This window comes from Oscillospiraceae bacterium MB24-C1 (assembly GCA_030913685.1).
Lineage (GTDB): Bacteria > Bacillota > Clostridia > Oscillospirales > Ruminococcaceae > Yanshouia.
Window position 1 is genome coordinate 682576 of sequence record CP133187.1, and the last position, 17348, is coordinate 699923.

The window sequence follows — 17348 nt, forward strand, 5'->3', positions numbered from 1 at the left end:
TGGGTGATTTTCGGTGCGGTCAGCATAGGCCGCTCTTTTCCAACTGCGATTTCAGCAGCTTCGCCCGACGGTAGAATGCTTCACGGTCGTAATACATCGCGTCGGTCAGCTCTTTGCAGGTGTTGGGGTTGGTGACATAATAAACAAACTGCTCCAGTAGTTTCAGCGCATCGCCGGTGATTGTTGGGTTCAATACGAACATCCTTTCTTAGAGCATTAATATGTTGCACCTGCTAACATTTTTTCGCGCTGCCCTTCCCGCCACTGATACGGCCTGCCGTACTTTTCAACGTGCCACTTTTCAAAAGAGGCTATATTGTCCGGGTCTTGGTAAAACCGCGAAACGGCACCAATCGTCTTATGCGCCAGTAGCCTTTCCTGATAGGGCAGCAATTCCATTTTTCTACGCTCCTTTCATCTGTTTTTCGTATCTGTGCAAAATTTCCGCCGAGGTTGTGACGATCGCCTCGGCTTTTTTGCCGCGACGGGTGCCGGATAGCGACGAACTAAGCTCGGTTCCGCAGGTTTTAATTCCTCTTTCCTCTAATCTGTTTATCAGCCATATGTTTGAAAGCGAATTATCACTTAGCGCTCTCCGCACATAGAGTCTGACTTCCAGATTGCCCACTTGTTGATTTCTGACTTCCTGCACAGCATCACCCCCTTTCATTTGCGGCATTTTGTAAACATTTATTGACAAATTACATCCCCAGTGGTACAATTCATTTGTCGAGTTGAATTAAACCATTGGAGAACCGCAGCGCAGGGTGTCCCGCGTTGTGGCTAGTGTTTTATTGTCTTTTCTGTTTACAGTCTCAGTATATCCTACATAAGTTGGATAGTCAATTATATTTTCCTACTTTTGTTGGATTTCCCTTTATCTTATAAAAAGGTGGTGCTTTTGTTGTTGATTTTTGACAGGCTCGAGCGACTGGTCGAAGATAAGGGTATAAGCAAAGCCTTTATTGCTTCTAAGCTGGGCAAATCTCGCTCATTATTGATTGACTGGAAAAAGCAAAAATCTCAGCCGACACAAGAAGATTTAATTGTGGTGGCTGACATTCTTAGCACTACTGTCGAATATCTCACAGGCCAAACCGATATAAAAGAAAAGCCCATCTCCAATACTGGCGATGAGCTTTCGACCTTGGACAAGCAACTTATGAATGCAATGTTAGGTCTTTCTGACGATCAGAAGCGCTTTCTTCTGGCTCAGATCGAGGTAACGTTGAAGCAAGAGCAATGATTTTCAACTGTCCCTCACGGGATAGCAGATTGAACTTTTTTAGAATTTCATCTTCAATATTTGTGTTGCTGTTTACTTTCACGCTTTTGCTCCTTTCGTTAAGAACATTTGTTCTAGTATAATACTGCACTTTTCATTTACTTGCAATCGTATTTACTGTTTTTGGAGGAATTGACAAATGAGAGGTAAAATATCTGGTAGTGCTTCGGATATATTAGTTTTAGATGTTGAAACTCCGAACTTAAAGAATGACAGCATCTGTTCTATCGGGCTTGTGCGAATCCGCGATGGCGTAATTGAAGAACCATACTATTCACTAATCAACCCCGAAACTTATTTCAACGAAAAAAACATTGAAATTCACGGCATAACCAAAAATGACGTTCGATCTGCACCGCTGTTTCCAGACCTGTGGAAACAGTTTGAAGAAGATTTTAATTCCTGTATACTCGCAGCGCATAATGCATCATTTGATCTTGGTGTAATTAACAAAACTTTAGCGCGATATGGCTTGCCTCTTTCCTCTGTCAATTATCTTTGTACATTGGAAATGTCGCGTTTTGCGTTTAAGGGGCTTTCGAGCTACAGCTTGTCCACATTATGTGAGCTTACAAAAATCCCGCTCGATCATCATAATGCAAAAAGTGACAGCTTGGCGTGTGCAAACCTGCTTAAAATCTTTATAGACTCAGGTATGCCTATTGATAGATTTATTTCTGAATATCATTTTAACAAAATGCCAAGGCAAGAATATTGCTGTGCTAATCCAAAGGAAAGCACTAAACTGTTGCGCGAACTTATTGATTTTTTAGAATCTGCCTGCAGCGAAGGGCAATTGAGCGCACAGCATATTTTTGCACTTGAAAACTGGCTGAGAGATAACAATGCACTTTGCGGCAATTACCCGTTTGACAGAGTATGCACGATTGTTTCCGATGTCCTCGCCGATGGTCGGATTGATTGCGACGAAATCGGTATTATGACCGACCTGTTTCAAGAGCTATGCGATCCTGTCGCCGCAGTGTCGACCCCGTGCGGGCAGATAGATGTCACTGACAAAAATATTGTGCTGACTGGTGAATTTGATTTTGGCGAGCGATTGAAGATAGAATATATCTTGAACAGTTTAGGCGCTAAATGCCAAAAGTCCGTTAATAAAGCAACTGACTATCTCGTGGTAGGCGGTCAAGGGAGTTCTGCTTGGTGTGCCGGTAATTATGGCACCAAAGTGAAAAAAGCACTTGAAATGCAAAGCAAGGGTTCCCCTATTGTGATTATCAGAGAAAACGAATTTTTTGATGCTGTTGGAGGATTGTATGGAACAGTTAATGCTTGACCAGCAAATAAGCGATACAGAAGCCATAACTTACATACACGACACGATTGCCGGGCAACTATCTGATTCAATGTACCTGAAATCGCTAAAAATAGTACAGAATAAAAACGATCTTTCTGTTCGGGCCGAGAACAACGTAGTATGTAACATTAAACTTAATGGAAAAACACGCTATATTAAATTTTCGACTCAGGATAAATCAGTTTTTCCATCTGATACTAAAATTGAAGATATCGCCAAAGGCTTTTCGAGAATTCTAATAAATGATATCCATGACATTTCTATGTTTTCTCAACCATTAACTGACCTTTTTATCATTGAACTTGCAAAGTTGGGTGTTGGTAATTTTGGCTGCTGCCATCGCTATGAAGAGTGCAGCGATGCCAAAGAATGTACACACCCCGACCGACTTCGCGCTATGTGCTGCGATTACAAAAAGCATCTTGAAGAAGGGCGTATTTTCTATGGCCAAAACCGAAACGTCTATCATTAACGAAAACGACACGACCATGAATGTCGTACTTTATTTGCGTTATTCCTCTGAAAAACAGTCCGAGCAATCCATCGAGGGACAGGATCGCATTTGCCGCGCTTTTTGCGAGCGCATGGGATATACTGTCGTCGGAACCTATATTGACCGCGCACTGTCGGCCTCAAAGCATACCGAAAAGCGGGCTGAATTTCAGCGGATGATAAAGGAATCTGATAAGCACAAATGGTCGGGCGTCGTTGTTTATAAGCTTGACCGCTTTGCCCGTGACCGTTACGATAGCGCCACCTACAAGGCTAGACTAAAACGAAATGGTGTGCGCGTAATCTCAGCAACCGAAAATATTAGCGATAATCCAGAGGGCATTATTCTGGAGGCTGTGCTGGAAGGTATGGCCGAATTTTATTCCAAAGAGCTTTCACAGAAAGTCACTCGCGGAATGACACAATCAGCGTTAAAAGGCAATTCGACCGGCGGCAGCATTCCTCTCGGCTATAAAATTCAAGATAAGAAATATGTTATCGACCCGCTCGGTGAAAAGATTGTAAAAGAAGCTTTTGAGCTTTATGCCGCTGGTGAATCCGTTGCATCCATTTGCGAAACCTTTAATAACCGAGGATATCGCAATAATAGGGGTGGTCTGTTCAATAAAAACAGCTTTCACCGCATGTTTTCAAACCAAAAATATATCGGAAATTTCACTTATAAAGATATAGTGACCGAGGGCGCTGTACCAAGCATTATTGATAGAGAATTATTTGATAAGGTTCAGCGTAGGCTAAAAGGCAGCAAGGGAGAGGTTATGAAAAAGCGAAAGGTCATGGACTATCAGCTCACCGGCAAGCTTTTTTGCGGCCTGTGTCAAAGTCCTATGGTCGGCGATTCCGGCACAGATTCCCGAGGCAACCGTCATTATTACTATACCTGCAGCAGTAAAAAGCGTTTTAAAAATTGCGGTAAAAAGTCTATCAGAAAAGACGCTATTGAAATGGCCATCGCTTCTGAAATTAAAACCATGTTGACGGACGAGAATATTAATTTCATTGCTGATGTTGCCATCGCTGAAATAGAAAAAGACCGGCAAAATGATACCCTTGTGGATTCTGTAAAACAAAAATTACAGGAAACTGAAAGCGGCATATCCAATATAATGAAAGCTATTGAAATGGGGGCCGTTTCCCCCACTCTTGCCGAACGGCTTAACGCCTTAGAGGCAGAAAAGAAAGCCTATACCATTGAACTGTCAAAAGAAGAATCACGCTTCCCTGTTTTTAGCAAAGAGCATATTGTATATTGGCTTTCGCAGTTTAAGGACGGCTCTGTAGACGATGAAGAGTATCGGCGCTTTTTAATTGATCTGCTTCTTAATGCCGCGTATGTGTTTGATGATCCTGATGGCGGCTATCACTTGACGCTCGCCTTTAATTTGGTAAAAGAAAAAACCGCTGCAATATCCCTTTCTGAGATATCGCAGGCGGTAATGAAATGTTCGGATAACGTGACATGTGGCTCACCAAAAGGCACTCCGTTAGGAGTGCCTTTTCTCGTGCCAAAATCTTATTCTAATCACGTTTTCAAGATTTAACGCTCTTAATTTCACATATTTTCGCACCTTAGTCTCATGTCTTTATACTATCGCTAATTACTCATATTGCAACTCGCCATACAAAAGAACCGTATGATATTTTGCATCCTGTGATTCTTTTGCGCCAGTGATTAACAGAGGATTAGGTTGCTGTCCGAGGCCGCGAAATAATTTTTTGAACAATTAGAATACCGATCAGTACGACAAAGCCGATAATATCGGTGATAAAACTGCTATTAATCAGGAACAGCGCGCCGACAAACAGTACCATGCGCAATACGAGATTAATTTTTGTAAAGAGATACCCTTCCGCCGCAGTACCGATCATAAAGACACCAATGCATGCTGCAGCGGTCACCCAGAGACCACCCAGGAATGTGGTTTCCCTAAGCAGCAGTTCGGGTGAATACACAAACATATACGGTACGATAAAACCCGCAATAGAAAGCTTCACAGACTGTACACCGGTTTTGACGGCATTGCCGCCCGAAAGTCCTGCAGCCGCAAACGCAGCAAGCGCGACAGGAGGCGTAATATTTGCAAACATAGCAAAGTAGAACGCAAACAGATGCGCCGCGATTTCTGAAATGCCAAGCTGAGCCAGTGCAGGTGCCGCAATGGTTGCAGTGATAATATATGCAGGAATGGAAGGCAGGCCCATGCCAAGAATCATACAGGTAATCATCGAGAAAACCAGTGTAAAGAATAGGCTCTTGCCGCCAAGCGCGATAATAGCGTTCGCCATGTTCAATCCAAAGCCAGTCTTGGAAGAAACGCCTATGATGATGCCGACGCAGGCGCATGCAATTGCTACAGCCACAGTGGCCTTAGCGCCCTCGGCCAAGGAATCGACAATGTCCTTACCACTCATACGGGTGGATTTTCTTAGGAACGATACCAGTACAGTAACAATGATGGTGTAAAACGCCGAATAGATAACGGTAGTGCCGGAGAAAAATAGCATAAACAGAAGGAAGATGATCGGAATTATCAGGTGTCCCTGCTCCTTCATGATAATCCCGGTCTTGGGCAGCTTTTCCTTAGGGATACCCATAAGCCCGTTCTTCGACGCACGAAGCTGAACCTGCACCAGAATGCCAGTGTAATAAAGCAGTGCAGGAACAGCTGCACAAACGATAATTTCTGAATATTTGACGCCCAGCATTTCAGCCATTATAAATGCTGCGGCACCCATGACAGGCGGTAGAAGCTGACCGCCAACCGAAGCCGAAGATTCAACAGCACCGGAAAACTCAGCCGAATAGCCGGTTCTTTTCATCAGCGGGATGGTAAAAGCACCGGTAGTCACAACATTGGCAACCGCTGAGCCGTTAATCGACCCCAACAGACCGGAGGCAATAACTGATACCTTGGCAGGGCCACCCTTGGTATGCCCAGCAAGCGCGAGGGAAATGTCATTGAAAAATTTACCCATACCCGACTTGTTCATAACGGCACCAAACAGGATAAAGAGAAAGATATAGCTTGAAGCAACGTTAACAGATGTACCGTAAATACCCTCGGTGTTGGCAAAGAAATGGTTGGAAAGTGCCGCCCATGTATAACCGCGATGCGCGAACATTCCCGGCAGGTTTCGTCCCCATAACCCATAGGAAATAAAAACCAGACTCAATACCGGCAGCGCCCAACCGCCGCAGCGCCGAGCTGCTTCCAACACCAGCACAACGAGCAGGGTCGCCATAATCAAGTCTATTTGATTAGGCTTACCTGCGCGTTCAACCACGCCGATAAACTGCGTCCAGATATAAATTGGCGCAGCAAAGGAGAGTGCAAACAAAACCCAGTCGTACCAGGCAACGGTTCTTTTATATTTCGACTTTGAGGAAATAGGATACATGATAAAGGTCATAGCCAGCATCATTGCGACATGTAGTGAGCGGTGCTTGAGGGTCAGGGGCGGGCCAAAGGCCGCCGTATAAAGATGATAAAGCGAGACAAGCACCGCCAGCAAGTAAAGCGCCTTGCCAAGACCGCCGCTAAGCTTTCTGGTCGCAGACTCCTTATCAAGGGATTCGATAAGCTTCTGCTGTTTTTCATTAAGCTGCCCATCGGCTGGGATGTCTATAATCTCGTCGGCGTTATCTATGTTTTTATTATCAGGGATTTTATTTGCCACTAAAAAATCTCCTTTCGATTACGAGTCTAAGTCGGGTATGCTCCGGCAACTGCTCGCCGCTTGTGATCAGTGTTTCGTTAAGCTTGATGTCGCGGACGGCGAAGTGCGAATTAATCCAAACAAATTCGTCAAATTCCTGCCCAATTTCGTCCATATAAATCAGCCCATTTTCAATCCTGCAGGTCTTGCCCTTGTTCTCGGGAATACCTGCGCCAAAAGCCGGAAAACTGATGGTGTCTAGAACCAATATGTTGTCGGTTGCAATGTGGTAATGTTCATTCCAAGGTATTTTCTCAAGCGAGTGCACCCACCCAAAAAAAAGATTATCACCCGCTTTAGCAGGTACCTCGATATACACTTCCCCTGTTTTCCAGTCAGATATCCTCAAAACAGTCTCAGAGGCCCAACTACACCCCAAAAACACGCTAATTAATAACAAAATAATTAATGCAACGGAGAAAACACCGAAGCGTTTTCTCCGTACATTATGAAAGGGTTTTCCCTCTTTAATGTGGCTCATATCTGTTAGCTGATGGCAATGCCTTTATCGGTATAGAATTTGATGGCGCCGGGATGAAGTTGTACAGAGGTACCCTTCAGGCCACGCAGCGCATTTTCAATCTTAATTTCTTTCTTGGCGGTGGCGTGGGATGCGCTAATAGTTTCGAGCCCCTTTTCGGAATAGAAATTCTCAAGCATGTCATAAACAACGTCGTCGGACACATCCTTTGAAACAAGCATAATGTTCATAACCGCGGCAGTGGTGGTGTCTTCCTTTGTGCCATAAACATCCTTCGGAATGGTCCACTCAACATAGAAGGGGTATTTGTCAACCAGGTTCTTGAGCGCTTCGCCTTCAACGGGGACAAAAACGATCTCCTTGGTGACGCCAAGTTCCTTGATGGTGGCGTTGCCAAGGCCAGAGGTAACAAACGCGACATCACACTGACCATTTTTCATCTGGTCAATTGCTTCTCCGTAAGACAGGTAGTCGACCTTGCAGTCGTCATAGGTCATACCGTGTGCTTCAAACATCATTCTGGCATTGAGTTCAACGCCGGAGTTGGGTGCGCCAACGCCAACCTTCTTGCCCTTCATATCTTCAAACTTCTTGATACCGGAATCAGCAGTGGTAACGATCTGGCAAACATTCGGCCATAGACCCATCATTGCGCGTAGATCGGTGGCCGGTTCCTTCCCCTCATATGCGCCAAAAGCTTCGACAGCCTGGATAACCGAGTCGCTCATGGCAATGGCCAATTCTCCCTGTCCGGTGAGAATAGCGTTAATGTTCTCGGCTGTTGCGCCAGTTGCGGTTGCAGATGTCTTGTAGCCAATATCGCCGAGCACCTTGGAAAAGGCGCCGCCTATCGGGAAATAAATGCCGCTGGTCGGGCCGGTGAGCACCGTGATAAACTCCTTGTTTCTATCGACTGTGGGCGCTGAAGAAGCACCGGCAGATTCCGAAGTTGCAGCAGACGACGAAGCAGGTGCAGAAGAGGTTCCACCACAGGATGCCAACACGGTAACGAGCATCAGTACAAGTGCTAAAGTGAGTAATTTTTTCATGATAATCCTCCTATTTTGTTTTCATTTAAGACAATTTAGCCTTAAATACAGTAAACTAAACAGACAAATAATCCACAAGAATGGGATATACTACATTTTAACATTCTGACAAATTGAAAAAAGTCGATTTCGGGTAAGTTTTCATTTACACTACCCCATCGTCTTTGTTGCTATGGGTTATGCATAAATTACAACATATTATCGTTACAATTTTTTTAAAATAAAAACCCCACTTATTTATTATCAAATATGCACAACAATATACAAATAGATAAATTTACGTCACCATTATTTTCGGGCACGCCCAATAATACGCCAAAATAGAACAAGCCCGCCCCTAATGGGCAGGCTTGTTTACTAAACAAATCAGATAAGTTGCATTTTAGCTTCAGAACAACCTACATCAAGCGCTCCATCTCGCATGGTGCACTTAAATAGATCAAATTAAACATATTGTTGCTCAACCGCGCGCAATTTAAATTTGGATACCTCTTTCATAAGCATCTCTGCCTGAGCCGAAAGTTCTTCGCTGGCCGCCGCACTTTCCTCTGCGGTTGCAGAGCTACTCTGAATTACCTTTGAAACCTGTTCGACGCCTAGCGAAATTTCAGAGATTGCTGTGGATTGTTTCTCAGACGCCTGCTTAATCTGGGCCACCGCACCATTGATATCTTCCATCCGTGTGGATATCTCGCCAAGGGTGCCCGCTGTGTTATCTGCAATTTTTGATCCAGCCGCCACTTTGTCTATAGAACCGGCAATGAGATCGGCCGTTTGTTTTGCCGCTTCAGCTGCCTTTGCGGAAAGCATGCGAACCTCGTCAGCTACAACCGAAAAGCCCTTTCCAGCCTCCCCCGCTCTCGCTGCTTCAACCGCGGCATTGAGCGCCAGAATATTTGTCTGGAAGGCGACACCATCAATAACCTTGATAATTTTAGAAATTTCGTCCGACGACATCTTGATCTCATCCATCGCCAGTAACATTTGCTGCATCTGCTCATTGCACTGTGTGACCTGCGCAGTTGTCTCAGAAATGTGGCTGGACATCTGATTGACACGGTCGGTATTATAGTTGACCTCATCAGAAATCTTCATTGCTGACGCCGTTAACTCTTCAATTGAACCTGCTTGCTCAGTCGCACCCTGTGCAAGCATTTGCGCACCATCCGAGACCTGCCCCGAACCGCTGTTAACCTGCATGGCCGAATTCTGAACAACCTCGAAAAGTGTATTCTGCGAATCTAATATTCTATTAACAGAGGCAGAGATTGGCGCAAAATCCCCATCGTAGTTTTGCAACAAAGGTACAGATAGATCGCCTTCTGAAATTCTAACCAGATAACCGGATATTTCACCAACAATGCTCTGCAAGTTGGAAAATGCCGAACGAAGCGAGGCCGCAAGCTGACCCATCTCATTTTTAGATTCATATTCAATCGTCTTATCGAGCTTGCCGTGGGCAAAATGATCAGCAACGTCAACCAGCTCCTTGAGCGGCTTGCCGATAGCCTTGGGAATACTGCTGCACAATACGATCGAGATCAGCACCGCTAAACCTATTACGCCCAACAACACCAAAGAAAGCAGCACGAATAACCACTGATTAGAATTGCTCTTTTCCAGCGCGTCTTGGTTGCTTTGCTCAAAACACTGGTTTAGAAGATCAGTCAATTTATCTGCAGCTCTCGTCCCTACCACCAGATTTATCTTTGCGCCCTGAACATCCCTATTAAAAATGAGCGTCAATGCTTCTTCATACTCGGGGTAAAAAGAAGAAGCATAAATTTCGGCTGCCTCATTTATAATGTCAGCGTTTGCTTCGGGGCTCATAGAATTCAGGAAATTTTGCTGATTTTCCAAGTATACCTGATTATATTCTGTTACCCGATTCTCAACGCCAACTAACTCTGAGTGGTTCATATTATTAATAATGGCATAACTGACCTCGGCCCGCATACGCTGGACCGTTTCGACCATTTTTGAAACATATACCAGTGGCTTTGTTTGCTGCTCGTACAAAGACTTATCCTCTGTACTGATTTTGTACATACCAAAGATACCAAGACTGCCAATAATGATTTCAAGCAAAATCACAGCTACAAAGCCAAATTTAAGCCGAGTCGAAATTTTCATATCATGGATATTGATACGAGTTTTCTTTCTTTTTGTCCTTAGGTTGATCTTCATGATGTCAAAAAACTCCTTGCGCAATGTATTTTGCAATAATTTTTGTCAATAAAGCAAATCACTGTATTTTTGCATGATCATCATTGACAATATAGCTTTGTTAATTCTATTCTTAATCCTAATATATGTCAATACATCTTAATAGTTATTATATATGTAACAGATATATATATACTTTACATAATCCTATCTGTTACAAACAAAACCAGCAGCCATTTAAGGCATAATGCCAGACAATCTCTTAAGAACCGCCAAATATTTTTTATTGCACCACATCTCCCACACCTGCTAACACAGTTTGGTTAAAGCTAAAACAAAAAGAGCCGCTATCGTTTTATGATAACGACTCTATAAAAGCTGTTGTTATTCAGCAGAAATAATAAAGTAATAGACCGGCTGCCCCCCATTGACAAGAGTGACCTCAACATCGCCATATTTAGCGTGGATTATATTCTCGATCTGTTTGGCCTGCTCTTCGGTCGCGTCAGCACCATAAATAATGGTGACAAAAGCACAATCACTCTGTTTTTTAATTAAAGATTTCGCCAGCTTTCCGGCGGCCTTAATTAAATCTTTTTCGACAAAGGCAAGTTTCCCATTTTCAATCGCGAGAATTTCGCCCTCTTTGATCTTATGCCCGTCAAAATCGCTGTCACGCGCAGCAAAGGTGATCTGACCTGTACCGACCCGCTCGGCAGTTTTGCTCATCTCGATAAAATTGCTTTCACCGTCGCTGCCTGGGTCAAACGCCAACATCGCCGAAAGGCCCTGAGGCACTGTCTTAGTCTGCAGTACCATCACATGTCGGTCGGCCAGCTTAATGGCTTGTTCTGCTGCCATAATAATATTTTTGTTATTTGGCAAAACAAACACTGTTTTTGCAGGTGTCGCATGAATAGCAGAAAGAATATCGTCGGTTGAAGGATTCATAGTCTGTCCGCCGGACACCACATTGTCCGTTCCGAGATCCATAAATAGTTGGCGCATGCCATCGCCGGCTGCCACCGCTACAAAGCCAAAGTCACGCTGAGGGTCCACAGGCTGGTAATCAAATGTGCCGTCCGCTTTCTTCGCCTCTGCCTGCGCGGTCTTCTGCGCGTTTGAAACGCCCGCGGCAAACTGTTCACGCATGTTCTCAATTTTAAGGTTGGTCAGCATGCCAAAGGTAAGCGCTTCTTCTAACGCCTTGCCCGGATGGTCGGTGTGCACATGCACTTTGATGATTTCTTCATCCTCCACAACAACGACGCAGTCGCCAATTGTTTCAAGAAAAGCGCGCAGCGCGAGCGCGTTCTGATCGGTCTCTTTGCGCAACACAATAAATTCGGTACAATAGGTAAATGTAATCTCGCCCTCAAAACCATGCTCATCCCTGAAGATGACTGCACCCGCCGCCTCAGACGACGCAGCGGCGCGGCCTGTGTCGCCATCCAGCGGTATAATTACACCACTTTTAATCACCGACTGCATGCCCTCAAGCACGACGAGAAAACCCTTTCCGCCCGCGTCTACAACGCCGGCCTTTTTAAGTACCGGCAGCATGTCGGGAGTCTTATCGAGCATCTGCGACGCTGCCTCGGTAATTTGATCCCACAAGCCTACAACATCCCCGCCAAAGCTGGCGGCGGCCTCCCGGGCAGTTTCAGCCGCAGCGCGCGACACGGTGAGAATCGTGCCTTCGGTCGGCTTCATCACCGCTTTGTAGGCGGCTTCAACACCTAGTGTCAACGCATTGGCAATATCGTCGGCCGCAGCGGACTTTTTACCCGTAAGCCCTTTTGAGAACCCACGAAACAGCAGTGACAGAATAACGCCTGAGTTACCGCGTGCACCGCGCAACAATGCGGAGGCAGCAGTCTTCGAAACCTCTTCAACGGTGGTATCGTCATCAAGCCGCTCAAGTTCGCGCTTGGCGGCCGAAATGGTCATAGACATATTGGTGCCGGTATCGCCATCCGGCACCGGAAACACGTTGAGTGCATCCACCTTTTGCCGGTTGTTTGCAATGTGATTTGCGCCCGAAATGATCGCATCACGAAGCACTTTTCCCTGTATCAAACGATTCACTCTCCCTAACTACGCTCTCTTTATTCGCATTTCATCGCATCGACAAAAACGTTGACGCGGGTCACCTTGAATCCCGTAATATCCTCGACGGCATAACGAACTTCCGAAACGATGCTGCGTACAACCGCGGCAATGTTCACACCATAAGCAACTTCGATATGCAAATCGACAATCAGGGCACCGTCTTTGGCACTGACCTGCACACCCTTATCCGGAAGCTCGGCACCGGTCATCTGCCGCAGTCCCTGAGACGCGCCGGAGACCACCATACCAGAGACGCCAAAACAGCTTGAAGCGGCATGACTGACGAGTTCGGCGAAAAAATTTGTGGAAATTTCAACCGTTCCCAATCTATTTTCTACTCGGATCATCTACGATTCCTCCTTTATAAGCTCTAGTTTAAGCACCACGCTTAACCTTGAAATCAATTCGTCCTATTATAAAAAATATTACCCTACGTTGCAAGAAACAGATTGTTAATTTTACCAGCGTATTTCATTCAAAAATTCCGATAAATACGCTCGATCGCTTTTGTTTTCCCACTCTTTTCGTCGATCTCAACGGCGATGCCGCAGATAATCTGCTCGCCATCAGGGTTTTCAAACCGCGTCGGCATTGCGGTACGAAACCGGGCAATGACTTGTTCAGGCTTAACGCCTAACACCGACTGCTTTGGCCCACACATACCCAGATCGGTAATGTAGCCGGTACCATTGGGCAATATCTGCTCGTCGGCGGTCTGCACATGGGTGTGCGTACCGGCAAACAGTGAGATGCGCCCATCGAGATAAAAGCCCATGGCGCGCTTTTCCGAGGTGGTCTCGGCGTGAAAATCCAGAATAATGTTTGGGGTATCCAATGTTTTTAAAATGCTATCGATCGTGTCAAAAGGGTTTGCTAGCGGTTCCATTCCCGCCGTTCCCATTAAATTGACGACCGCAATGCGACAGCGCAACATATCCAACACATAGACGCCGGTCCCCGGCGTTTCGGGCGAAAAATTAGCCGGGCGGATAATTCCCTCCCGCCGATCGAGCAGCTCATAAATTTCACGGCGGCGGAAGACATGGTTGCCGGTGGTAATTACGTTTGCGCCGGAATCAAACAAGTGCTTAGCGCTAGATGGCAGAATACCATTGCCCTGTGCAGAATTCTCTCCATTTATAATGACAGTATCCGCTTCGTAATGCCGTTTTAACCCCGGCAGATGTTCGCGGATCGCCTCGCAGCCGCCCTGCCCGACCACATCGCCCAGCATCAGGATGTTCATAGGCCGTATCCTCCAAAAATAAATCTCCCGCCTGTAATAACAGGCTGCATTCGCTCGGTTTCCACCTAAGCTGCATAAAAAACCAAAATGCTAAACTGTAGGCATAAATCGGCACCACAACGTAAACACAGGACACGCCGATGCCAATCATATACTGCCGCCATTGCTTTTTGCTATTTATCCGCTGCTTCGCCGTACAATCCGGCGCGCGCTGTACATTCCAATTCCTGCGCTTTTATCAATGCTTCTTTGAGCTGTTTCTCTGAAAAATGCTTTAGTAATTCCGCTTTCATATCTACCGGCAGCCCAGCCATAACCTTTACCTCAGCACCGGAAAGTGGGTGGGTCAGCGTCATGACAAAGCAGTGTAGCGCGTGTCGGTTCAAAATCGTGCAGTTACCGCCATAAAGCGCGTCACCCACCAGCGAACTGCCAAGGTGCGCCATGTGTACCCGAATCTGATGTGTGCGCCCCGTCTCAAGCCAAAGCGCCAGAAAAGAAAGCCCCTCGCCTTCCAGCAGCGTTTTATAATGTGTCACCGCACGTTGCCCATCAGTACGCACACAGCGGCGCTGACTGCCCTCAGCCTCACGAACAATTGGCGCATCCACCGTACCCCTGGGCTGCGGTAATGGGTTGGCGATCAAAGCCAAGTAGACTTTGACGGGTTTATTCTCGCCGGACAGTCGGTATGCCGCGTGCGCATGTTTGGCACACAGCACCGCCCCCGAGGTATCTCTATCCAAACGGCCTACCGGGCGAAAGTACAGCCCTCTTGTATCAGGCCGTGCCGCAAACACATTGGCTAGTGTGTCGAAAGGATGCCCCTTAGAGGGGTGGCACGGCATGCCTGCCGGTTTGTTGTATATGATCATATCGTCATCAACGTAAAGAGTCTCTACCGTAGCCGCACTTGGCAAATAACTGCGATGCACCACATCGGTTACAACCCTGATGACAGCCCCTGCACGCAGTGGGTCGACGGTACGGATATGCCGACCGTCCATCGTCAGGCCACCCTGGATGCTTTTAGCCCGTTTGATTGTCGTCCCAGAAAATTGATGAACGGTGCGTAGAAACGCATCCAGCTTTTTGCCGTCCCATTCAGTCGGTACAATAAATTCAAGCGTCGCCAAAGGTTTTCCTCATTTCAAAGTGGTCCATCATTTAAAAAGGAGTGCGAATCAGTGCCTTAGACTGCCATCGCCGCGCCCGCGGACATGACGAATTCTTGAATATTATACCACAAGCAGCATGCATTAACAACACGCCCTGACGATCATTATGTTTTTTAACGCGTATATACGATATATTACTTTTCAAAGTATTACGAAATATGATATAATAATGCAAAATATACATTCATGTATTTGAATTTGTAACGCTATCACCCGCAACTGTCAAAAAGGAGACCTGCCAAATGGAAGCTTTAATCCCAGAAAAGACAATCCCACGCATGGGCTACTATCTGTACAAGTTTTGCCGTTTCACCGTGGTATCCATTATTGTAGGCCTAGTTGTCGGAATCTTAACCACCGTGTTTGGGCACCTGCTGCTGACCGTTACCGACTTTAGAACGGCAAATCCCTGGGTTATATGGTTACTGCCCTTTGCCGGATTATTAATTGTATTCTTTTATAATATTACAAATACTAGAACCCCTCGCGGCACCAACCTGGTTATTGAGGCGGTGCGTTCTGAAGACCGTATTCCAGCAAAAATGGCACCGCTGATCTTTGTTTCCACTGTTTTAACCCATCTTTTTGGCGGTTCTGCCGGACGTGAGGGCGCAGCACTCCAGCTTGGCGGTAGCATTGGCCATCTGATCGGTGATATCTTCAAAACACGTGAGAGTAAAAAGCATATTCTTGTCATGTGTGGTATGAGCGCCGCCTTTTCGGCACTGTTTGGCACACCGCTAGCCGCCACCGTTTTCGCACTTGAGTTGGCGAATATCGGTATCATGTGCTATTCAGCTTTGGTGCCCTGCACCGTTTCGGCAATTATTGCCTATTCGATTGCACAACATAGCGGACTGCCTGCTGAGCGCTTTCACATCGAAGAAATTCCGTTTACCGTCACCGTCACAACCGGTGTCATTGTTTTGGGTATTCTTTGCGCAGGATTAAGCATCCTGTTTTGTGCATCGTTGGAGCGTACGTCCAATTTGTCTCGACGTTTTATTCCCAATCCTTATTTGCGTGCCTTTACAGGTGGCCTATTGGTCATAGCAATGACCTACATATTCCAAACGCGTGATTATCTAGGCTCCGGTATCAACATCATTGAAGATGCACTGCAGGGCGAGACTGTACCCGAGGCATTTATTTTAAAACTGCTTTTTACTGCCGCAACGCTGAGCTTTGGCTTTAAGGGCGGCGAGATTATCCCAACCCTTTTTGTGGGTGCCACCTTTGGCAGCGCGATTTCTGGCTTTCTGGGGATGGATCCACATGCGGCAGCCGCCATCGGGATGATTGCAATGTTCTGCGGGGTTACAAACTGCCCGCTCACATCGCTGCTGCTGGCTTGCGAGGTGTTCGGTTTTGTTTCGCCGCAGATGTTCCTGCTCGGCCTAGCTGTCAGCTATATGCTCTCAGGATATTATAGTCTTTACAGTTCTCAAAAAATTGTCCATTCAAAAACCCACCCGGTGGTTATTAACCGCACAGCCCACTGATGCTGTTGCTGAAAGGGATGTCTGACCGATGCACACCTTCGTTTGGTTCGCTTATTTTTGGCTTTATCTAATTATGGTTTATCCGCTGTTGCTATGGACGCAGCATCTGCGACGAAAAGGTGAAATCTGGCGACATGATGCCATCGTCTTTTCCGTCATACATAAATGGGCCCGTCGGCTACTAAAGGCCGCCGGGGCAAAAATTACGGTTCAAGGACTTGAAAATCTGCCCCCCGACGACATTGCTGCTGTCTATGTCGGCAATCATCAGGGCTATTTTGATATTCCGCTGGTTCTTGGTTACTTAGGCGGCGCAAAAGGCCTCGTTGCAAAAAAAGAAATTCAAAAGATGCCGCTGATACGCAGCTGGATGCTGGAACTTGGCTGTGTTTTCATCGACAGAGATAACCCGCGCGCCTCGATGAATGCGCTCAATGAGGCAGGGCGGCGTGTGCAGAATGGTTATCCGATGGTTGTATTCCCCGAGGGCACCCGCAGTAAAACCGGTGATATGGCGGATTTTAAAGCCGGAGCATTCAAAATTGCTCAGAAAAACAACGCCCCTGTTGTACCGTTTTTTATTGAGGGCACCGGGCACTTGCTGGAGCGAAACGGCTACCGAATCAAGCCCGCAACTGTAACCATCACCGTTTTGCCGATGATTGATACGGACGGCTATGCCCGCGAGGATTGGAAGGCTTTACCCGCCCTTGCACAAGACCGTGTACGCCAGGCGCTGGAGCAACATCGGGCTCAGTCGGCTTTAAAGGAGTTGTGAAAC

17 protein-coding genes are annotated in these 17348 nt (G+C 46.3%); 6 read left to right on the forward strand and 11 right to left on the reverse strand.

The window, feature by feature from the left end; translation table 11 throughout:
• Positions 1-19: 19 nt before the first annotated feature.
• From RBH76_03415 to RBH76_03425, 3 genes are read right to left on the reverse strand one after another with little or no spacing between them, the layout of a single operon-like run.
• A complete protein-coding gene (locus tag RBH76_03415; GenBank protein WMJ84489.1) occupies positions 20-193 on the reverse strand; it encodes a hypothetical protein in 174 nt (57 codons plus the stop codon).
• Between the two features lie 23 nt (positions 194-216).
• Positions 217-399, reverse strand: a complete 183-nt coding sequence (locus RBH76_03420) for a hypothetical protein (GenBank protein ID WMJ84490.1) — start codon at positions 397-399, stop codon at positions 217-219.
• A gap of 4 nt (positions 400-403) precedes the next feature.
• A complete protein-coding gene (locus RBH76_03425) occupies positions 404-652 on the reverse strand; it encodes a hypothetical protein (GenBank protein WMJ84491.1) in 249 nt (82 codons plus the stop codon).
• A 252-nt stretch (positions 653-904) separates the two neighbouring features.
• On the opposite strand from RBH76_03425, the gene RBH76_03430 reads away from it, so the two are divergent.
• The 4 genes from RBH76_03430 to RBH76_03445 all read left to right on the forward strand — a co-directional run bounded on the left by RBH76_03430 (position 905) and on the right by RBH76_03445 (position 4657).
• The gene (locus RBH76_03430; protein WMJ84492.1) at positions 905-1246 is read left to right on the forward strand and encodes a helix-turn-helix transcriptional regulator; all 342 of its coding nucleotides are present in this window, start codon (positions 905-907) and stop codon (positions 1244-1246) included.
• 178 nt (positions 1247-1424) lie between these two features.
• The gene (locus RBH76_03435) at positions 1425-2582 is read left to right on the forward strand and encodes an exonuclease domain-containing protein (GenBank protein ID WMJ84493.1); all 1158 of its coding nucleotides are present in this window, start codon (positions 1425-1427) and stop codon (positions 2580-2582) included.
• Positions 2563-3075 (forward strand): hypothetical protein, encoded by a 513-nt coding sequence (locus tag RBH76_03440; protein WMJ84494.1) that lies wholly within the window; start codon positions 2563-2565, stop codon positions 3073-3075. The genes RBH76_03435 and RBH76_03440 overlap by 20 nt, the downstream gene beginning before the upstream one ends.
• A complete protein-coding gene (locus RBH76_03445; protein ID WMJ84495.1) occupies positions 3047-4657 on the forward strand; it encodes a recombinase family protein in 1611 nt (536 codons plus the stop codon). The genes RBH76_03440 and RBH76_03445 overlap by 29 nt, the downstream gene beginning before the upstream one ends.
• A 142-nt stretch (positions 4658-4799) precedes the next feature.
• On the opposite strand, the gene RBH76_03450 is transcribed toward RBH76_03445, so the two are convergent.
• The 8 genes from RBH76_03450 to RBH76_03485 all read right to left on the reverse strand — a co-directional run bounded on the left by RBH76_03450 (position 4800) and on the right by RBH76_03485 (position 15023).
• Complete coding sequence (locus RBH76_03450) at positions 4800-6794, reverse strand: TRAP transporter permease (GenBank protein ID WMJ84496.1); 1995 nt, start codon at positions 6792-6794, stop codon at positions 4800-4802.
• Positions 6784-7314: a DUF1850 domain-containing protein gene (locus RBH76_03455; GenBank protein ID WMJ84497.1), complete on the reverse strand. Its 531-nt coding sequence runs from the start codon at positions 7312-7314 to the stop codon at positions 6784-6786. The genes RBH76_03450 and RBH76_03455 overlap by 11 nt, the downstream gene beginning before the upstream one ends.
• A gap of 5 nt (positions 7315-7319) precedes the next feature.
• Positions 7320-8363 (reverse strand): TAXI family TRAP transporter solute-binding subunit, encoded by a 1044-nt coding sequence (locus tag RBH76_03460; GenBank protein WMJ84498.1) that lies wholly within the window; start codon positions 8361-8363, stop codon positions 7320-7322.
• A 444-nt stretch (positions 8364-8807) separates the two neighbouring features.
• Positions 8808-10550: a methyl-accepting chemotaxis protein gene (locus tag RBH76_03465; GenBank protein ID WMJ84499.1), complete on the reverse strand. Its 1743-nt coding sequence runs from the start codon at positions 10548-10550 to the stop codon at positions 8808-8810.
• A gap of 363 nt (positions 10551-10913) precedes the next feature.
• Complete coding sequence (locus tag RBH76_03470) at positions 10914-12608, reverse strand: DAK2 domain-containing protein (protein ID WMJ84500.1); 1695 nt, start codon at positions 12606-12608, stop codon at positions 10914-10916.
• 29 nt (positions 12609-12637) lie between these two features.
• Positions 12638-12988: an Asp23/Gls24 family envelope stress response protein gene (locus RBH76_03475; protein WMJ84501.1), complete on the reverse strand. Its 351-nt coding sequence runs from the start codon at positions 12986-12988 to the stop codon at positions 12638-12640.
• Between the two features lie 128 nt (positions 12989-13116).
• Entirely contained in the window at positions 13117-13887 is a 771-nt protein-coding gene (locus RBH76_03480) for a TIGR00282 family metallophosphoesterase (protein ID WMJ84502.1), read from the reverse strand.
• Between the two features lie 173 nt (positions 13888-14060).
• Positions 14061-15023, reverse strand: a complete 963-nt coding sequence (locus RBH76_03485) for an RluA family pseudouridine synthase (GenBank protein WMJ84503.1) — start codon at positions 15021-15023, stop codon at positions 14061-14063.
• 284 nt (positions 15024-15307) lie between these two features.
• Here RBH76_03485 and RBH76_03490 point away from each other — a divergent pair, with 284 nt between their 5' ends.
• Together RBH76_03490 and RBH76_03495 are read left to right on the forward strand one after the other, a co-directional pair.
• Positions 15308-16567 carry a chloride channel protein gene (locus RBH76_03490; GenBank protein ID WMJ84504.1) on the forward strand — a complete coding sequence of 420 codons (1260 nt, stop codon included), beginning with the start codon at positions 15308-15310 and terminating at the stop codon, positions 16565-16567.
• 28 nt (positions 16568-16595) lie between these two features.
• Positions 16596-17345, forward strand: coding sequence for a lysophospholipid acyltransferase family protein (locus RBH76_03495; protein WMJ84505.1), 750 nt, complete (start codon positions 16596-16598; stop codon positions 17343-17345).
• Positions 17346-17348 lie beyond the last annotated feature (3 nt).

Excerpts from the sequence above, each read along its gene's own strand:
- RBH76_03420 (WMJ84490.1), bottom strand. The coding sequence starts at position 399 with ATGGAATTGCTGCCCTATCAGGAAAGGCTACTGGCGCATAAGACGATT.
- RBH76_03435 (WMJ84493.1), top strand. The coding sequence starts at position 1,425 with ATGAGAGGTAAAATATCTGGTAGTGCTTCGGATATATTAGTTTTAGAT.
- RBH76_03440 (WMJ84494.1), top strand. The coding sequence starts at position 2,563 with ATGGAACAGTTAATGCTTGACCAGCAAATAAGCGATACAGAAGCCATA.
- RBH76_03445 (WMJ84495.1), top strand. The coding sequence starts at position 3,047 with ATGGCCAAAACCGAAACGTCTATCATTAACGAAAACGACACGACCATG.
- RBH76_03455 (WMJ84497.1), bottom strand. The coding sequence starts at position 7,314 with ATGAGCCACATTAAAGAGGGAAAACCCTTTCATAATGTACGGAGAAAA.
- RBH76_03460 (WMJ84498.1), bottom strand. The coding sequence starts at position 8,363 with ATGAAAAAATTACTCACTTTAGCACTTGTACTGATGCTCGTTACCGTG.
- RBH76_03465 (WMJ84499.1), bottom strand. The coding sequence starts at position 10,550 with ATGAAGATCAACCTAAGGACAAAAAGAAAGAAAACTCGTATCAATATC.
- RBH76_03475 (WMJ84501.1), bottom strand. The coding sequence starts at position 12,988 with ATGATCCGAGTAGAAAATAGATTGGGAACGGTTGAAATTTCCACAAAT.
- RBH76_03480 (WMJ84502.1), bottom strand. The coding sequence starts at position 13,887 with ATGAACATCCTGATGCTGGGCGATGTGGTCGGGCAGGGCGGCTGCGAG.
- RBH76_03490 (WMJ84504.1), top strand. The coding sequence starts at position 15,308 with ATGGAAGCTTTAATCCCAGAAAAGACAATCCCACGCATGGGCTACTAT.
- RBH76_03495 (WMJ84505.1), top strand. The coding sequence starts at position 16,596 with ATGCACACCTTCGTTTGGTTCGCTTATTTTTGGCTTTATCTAATTATG.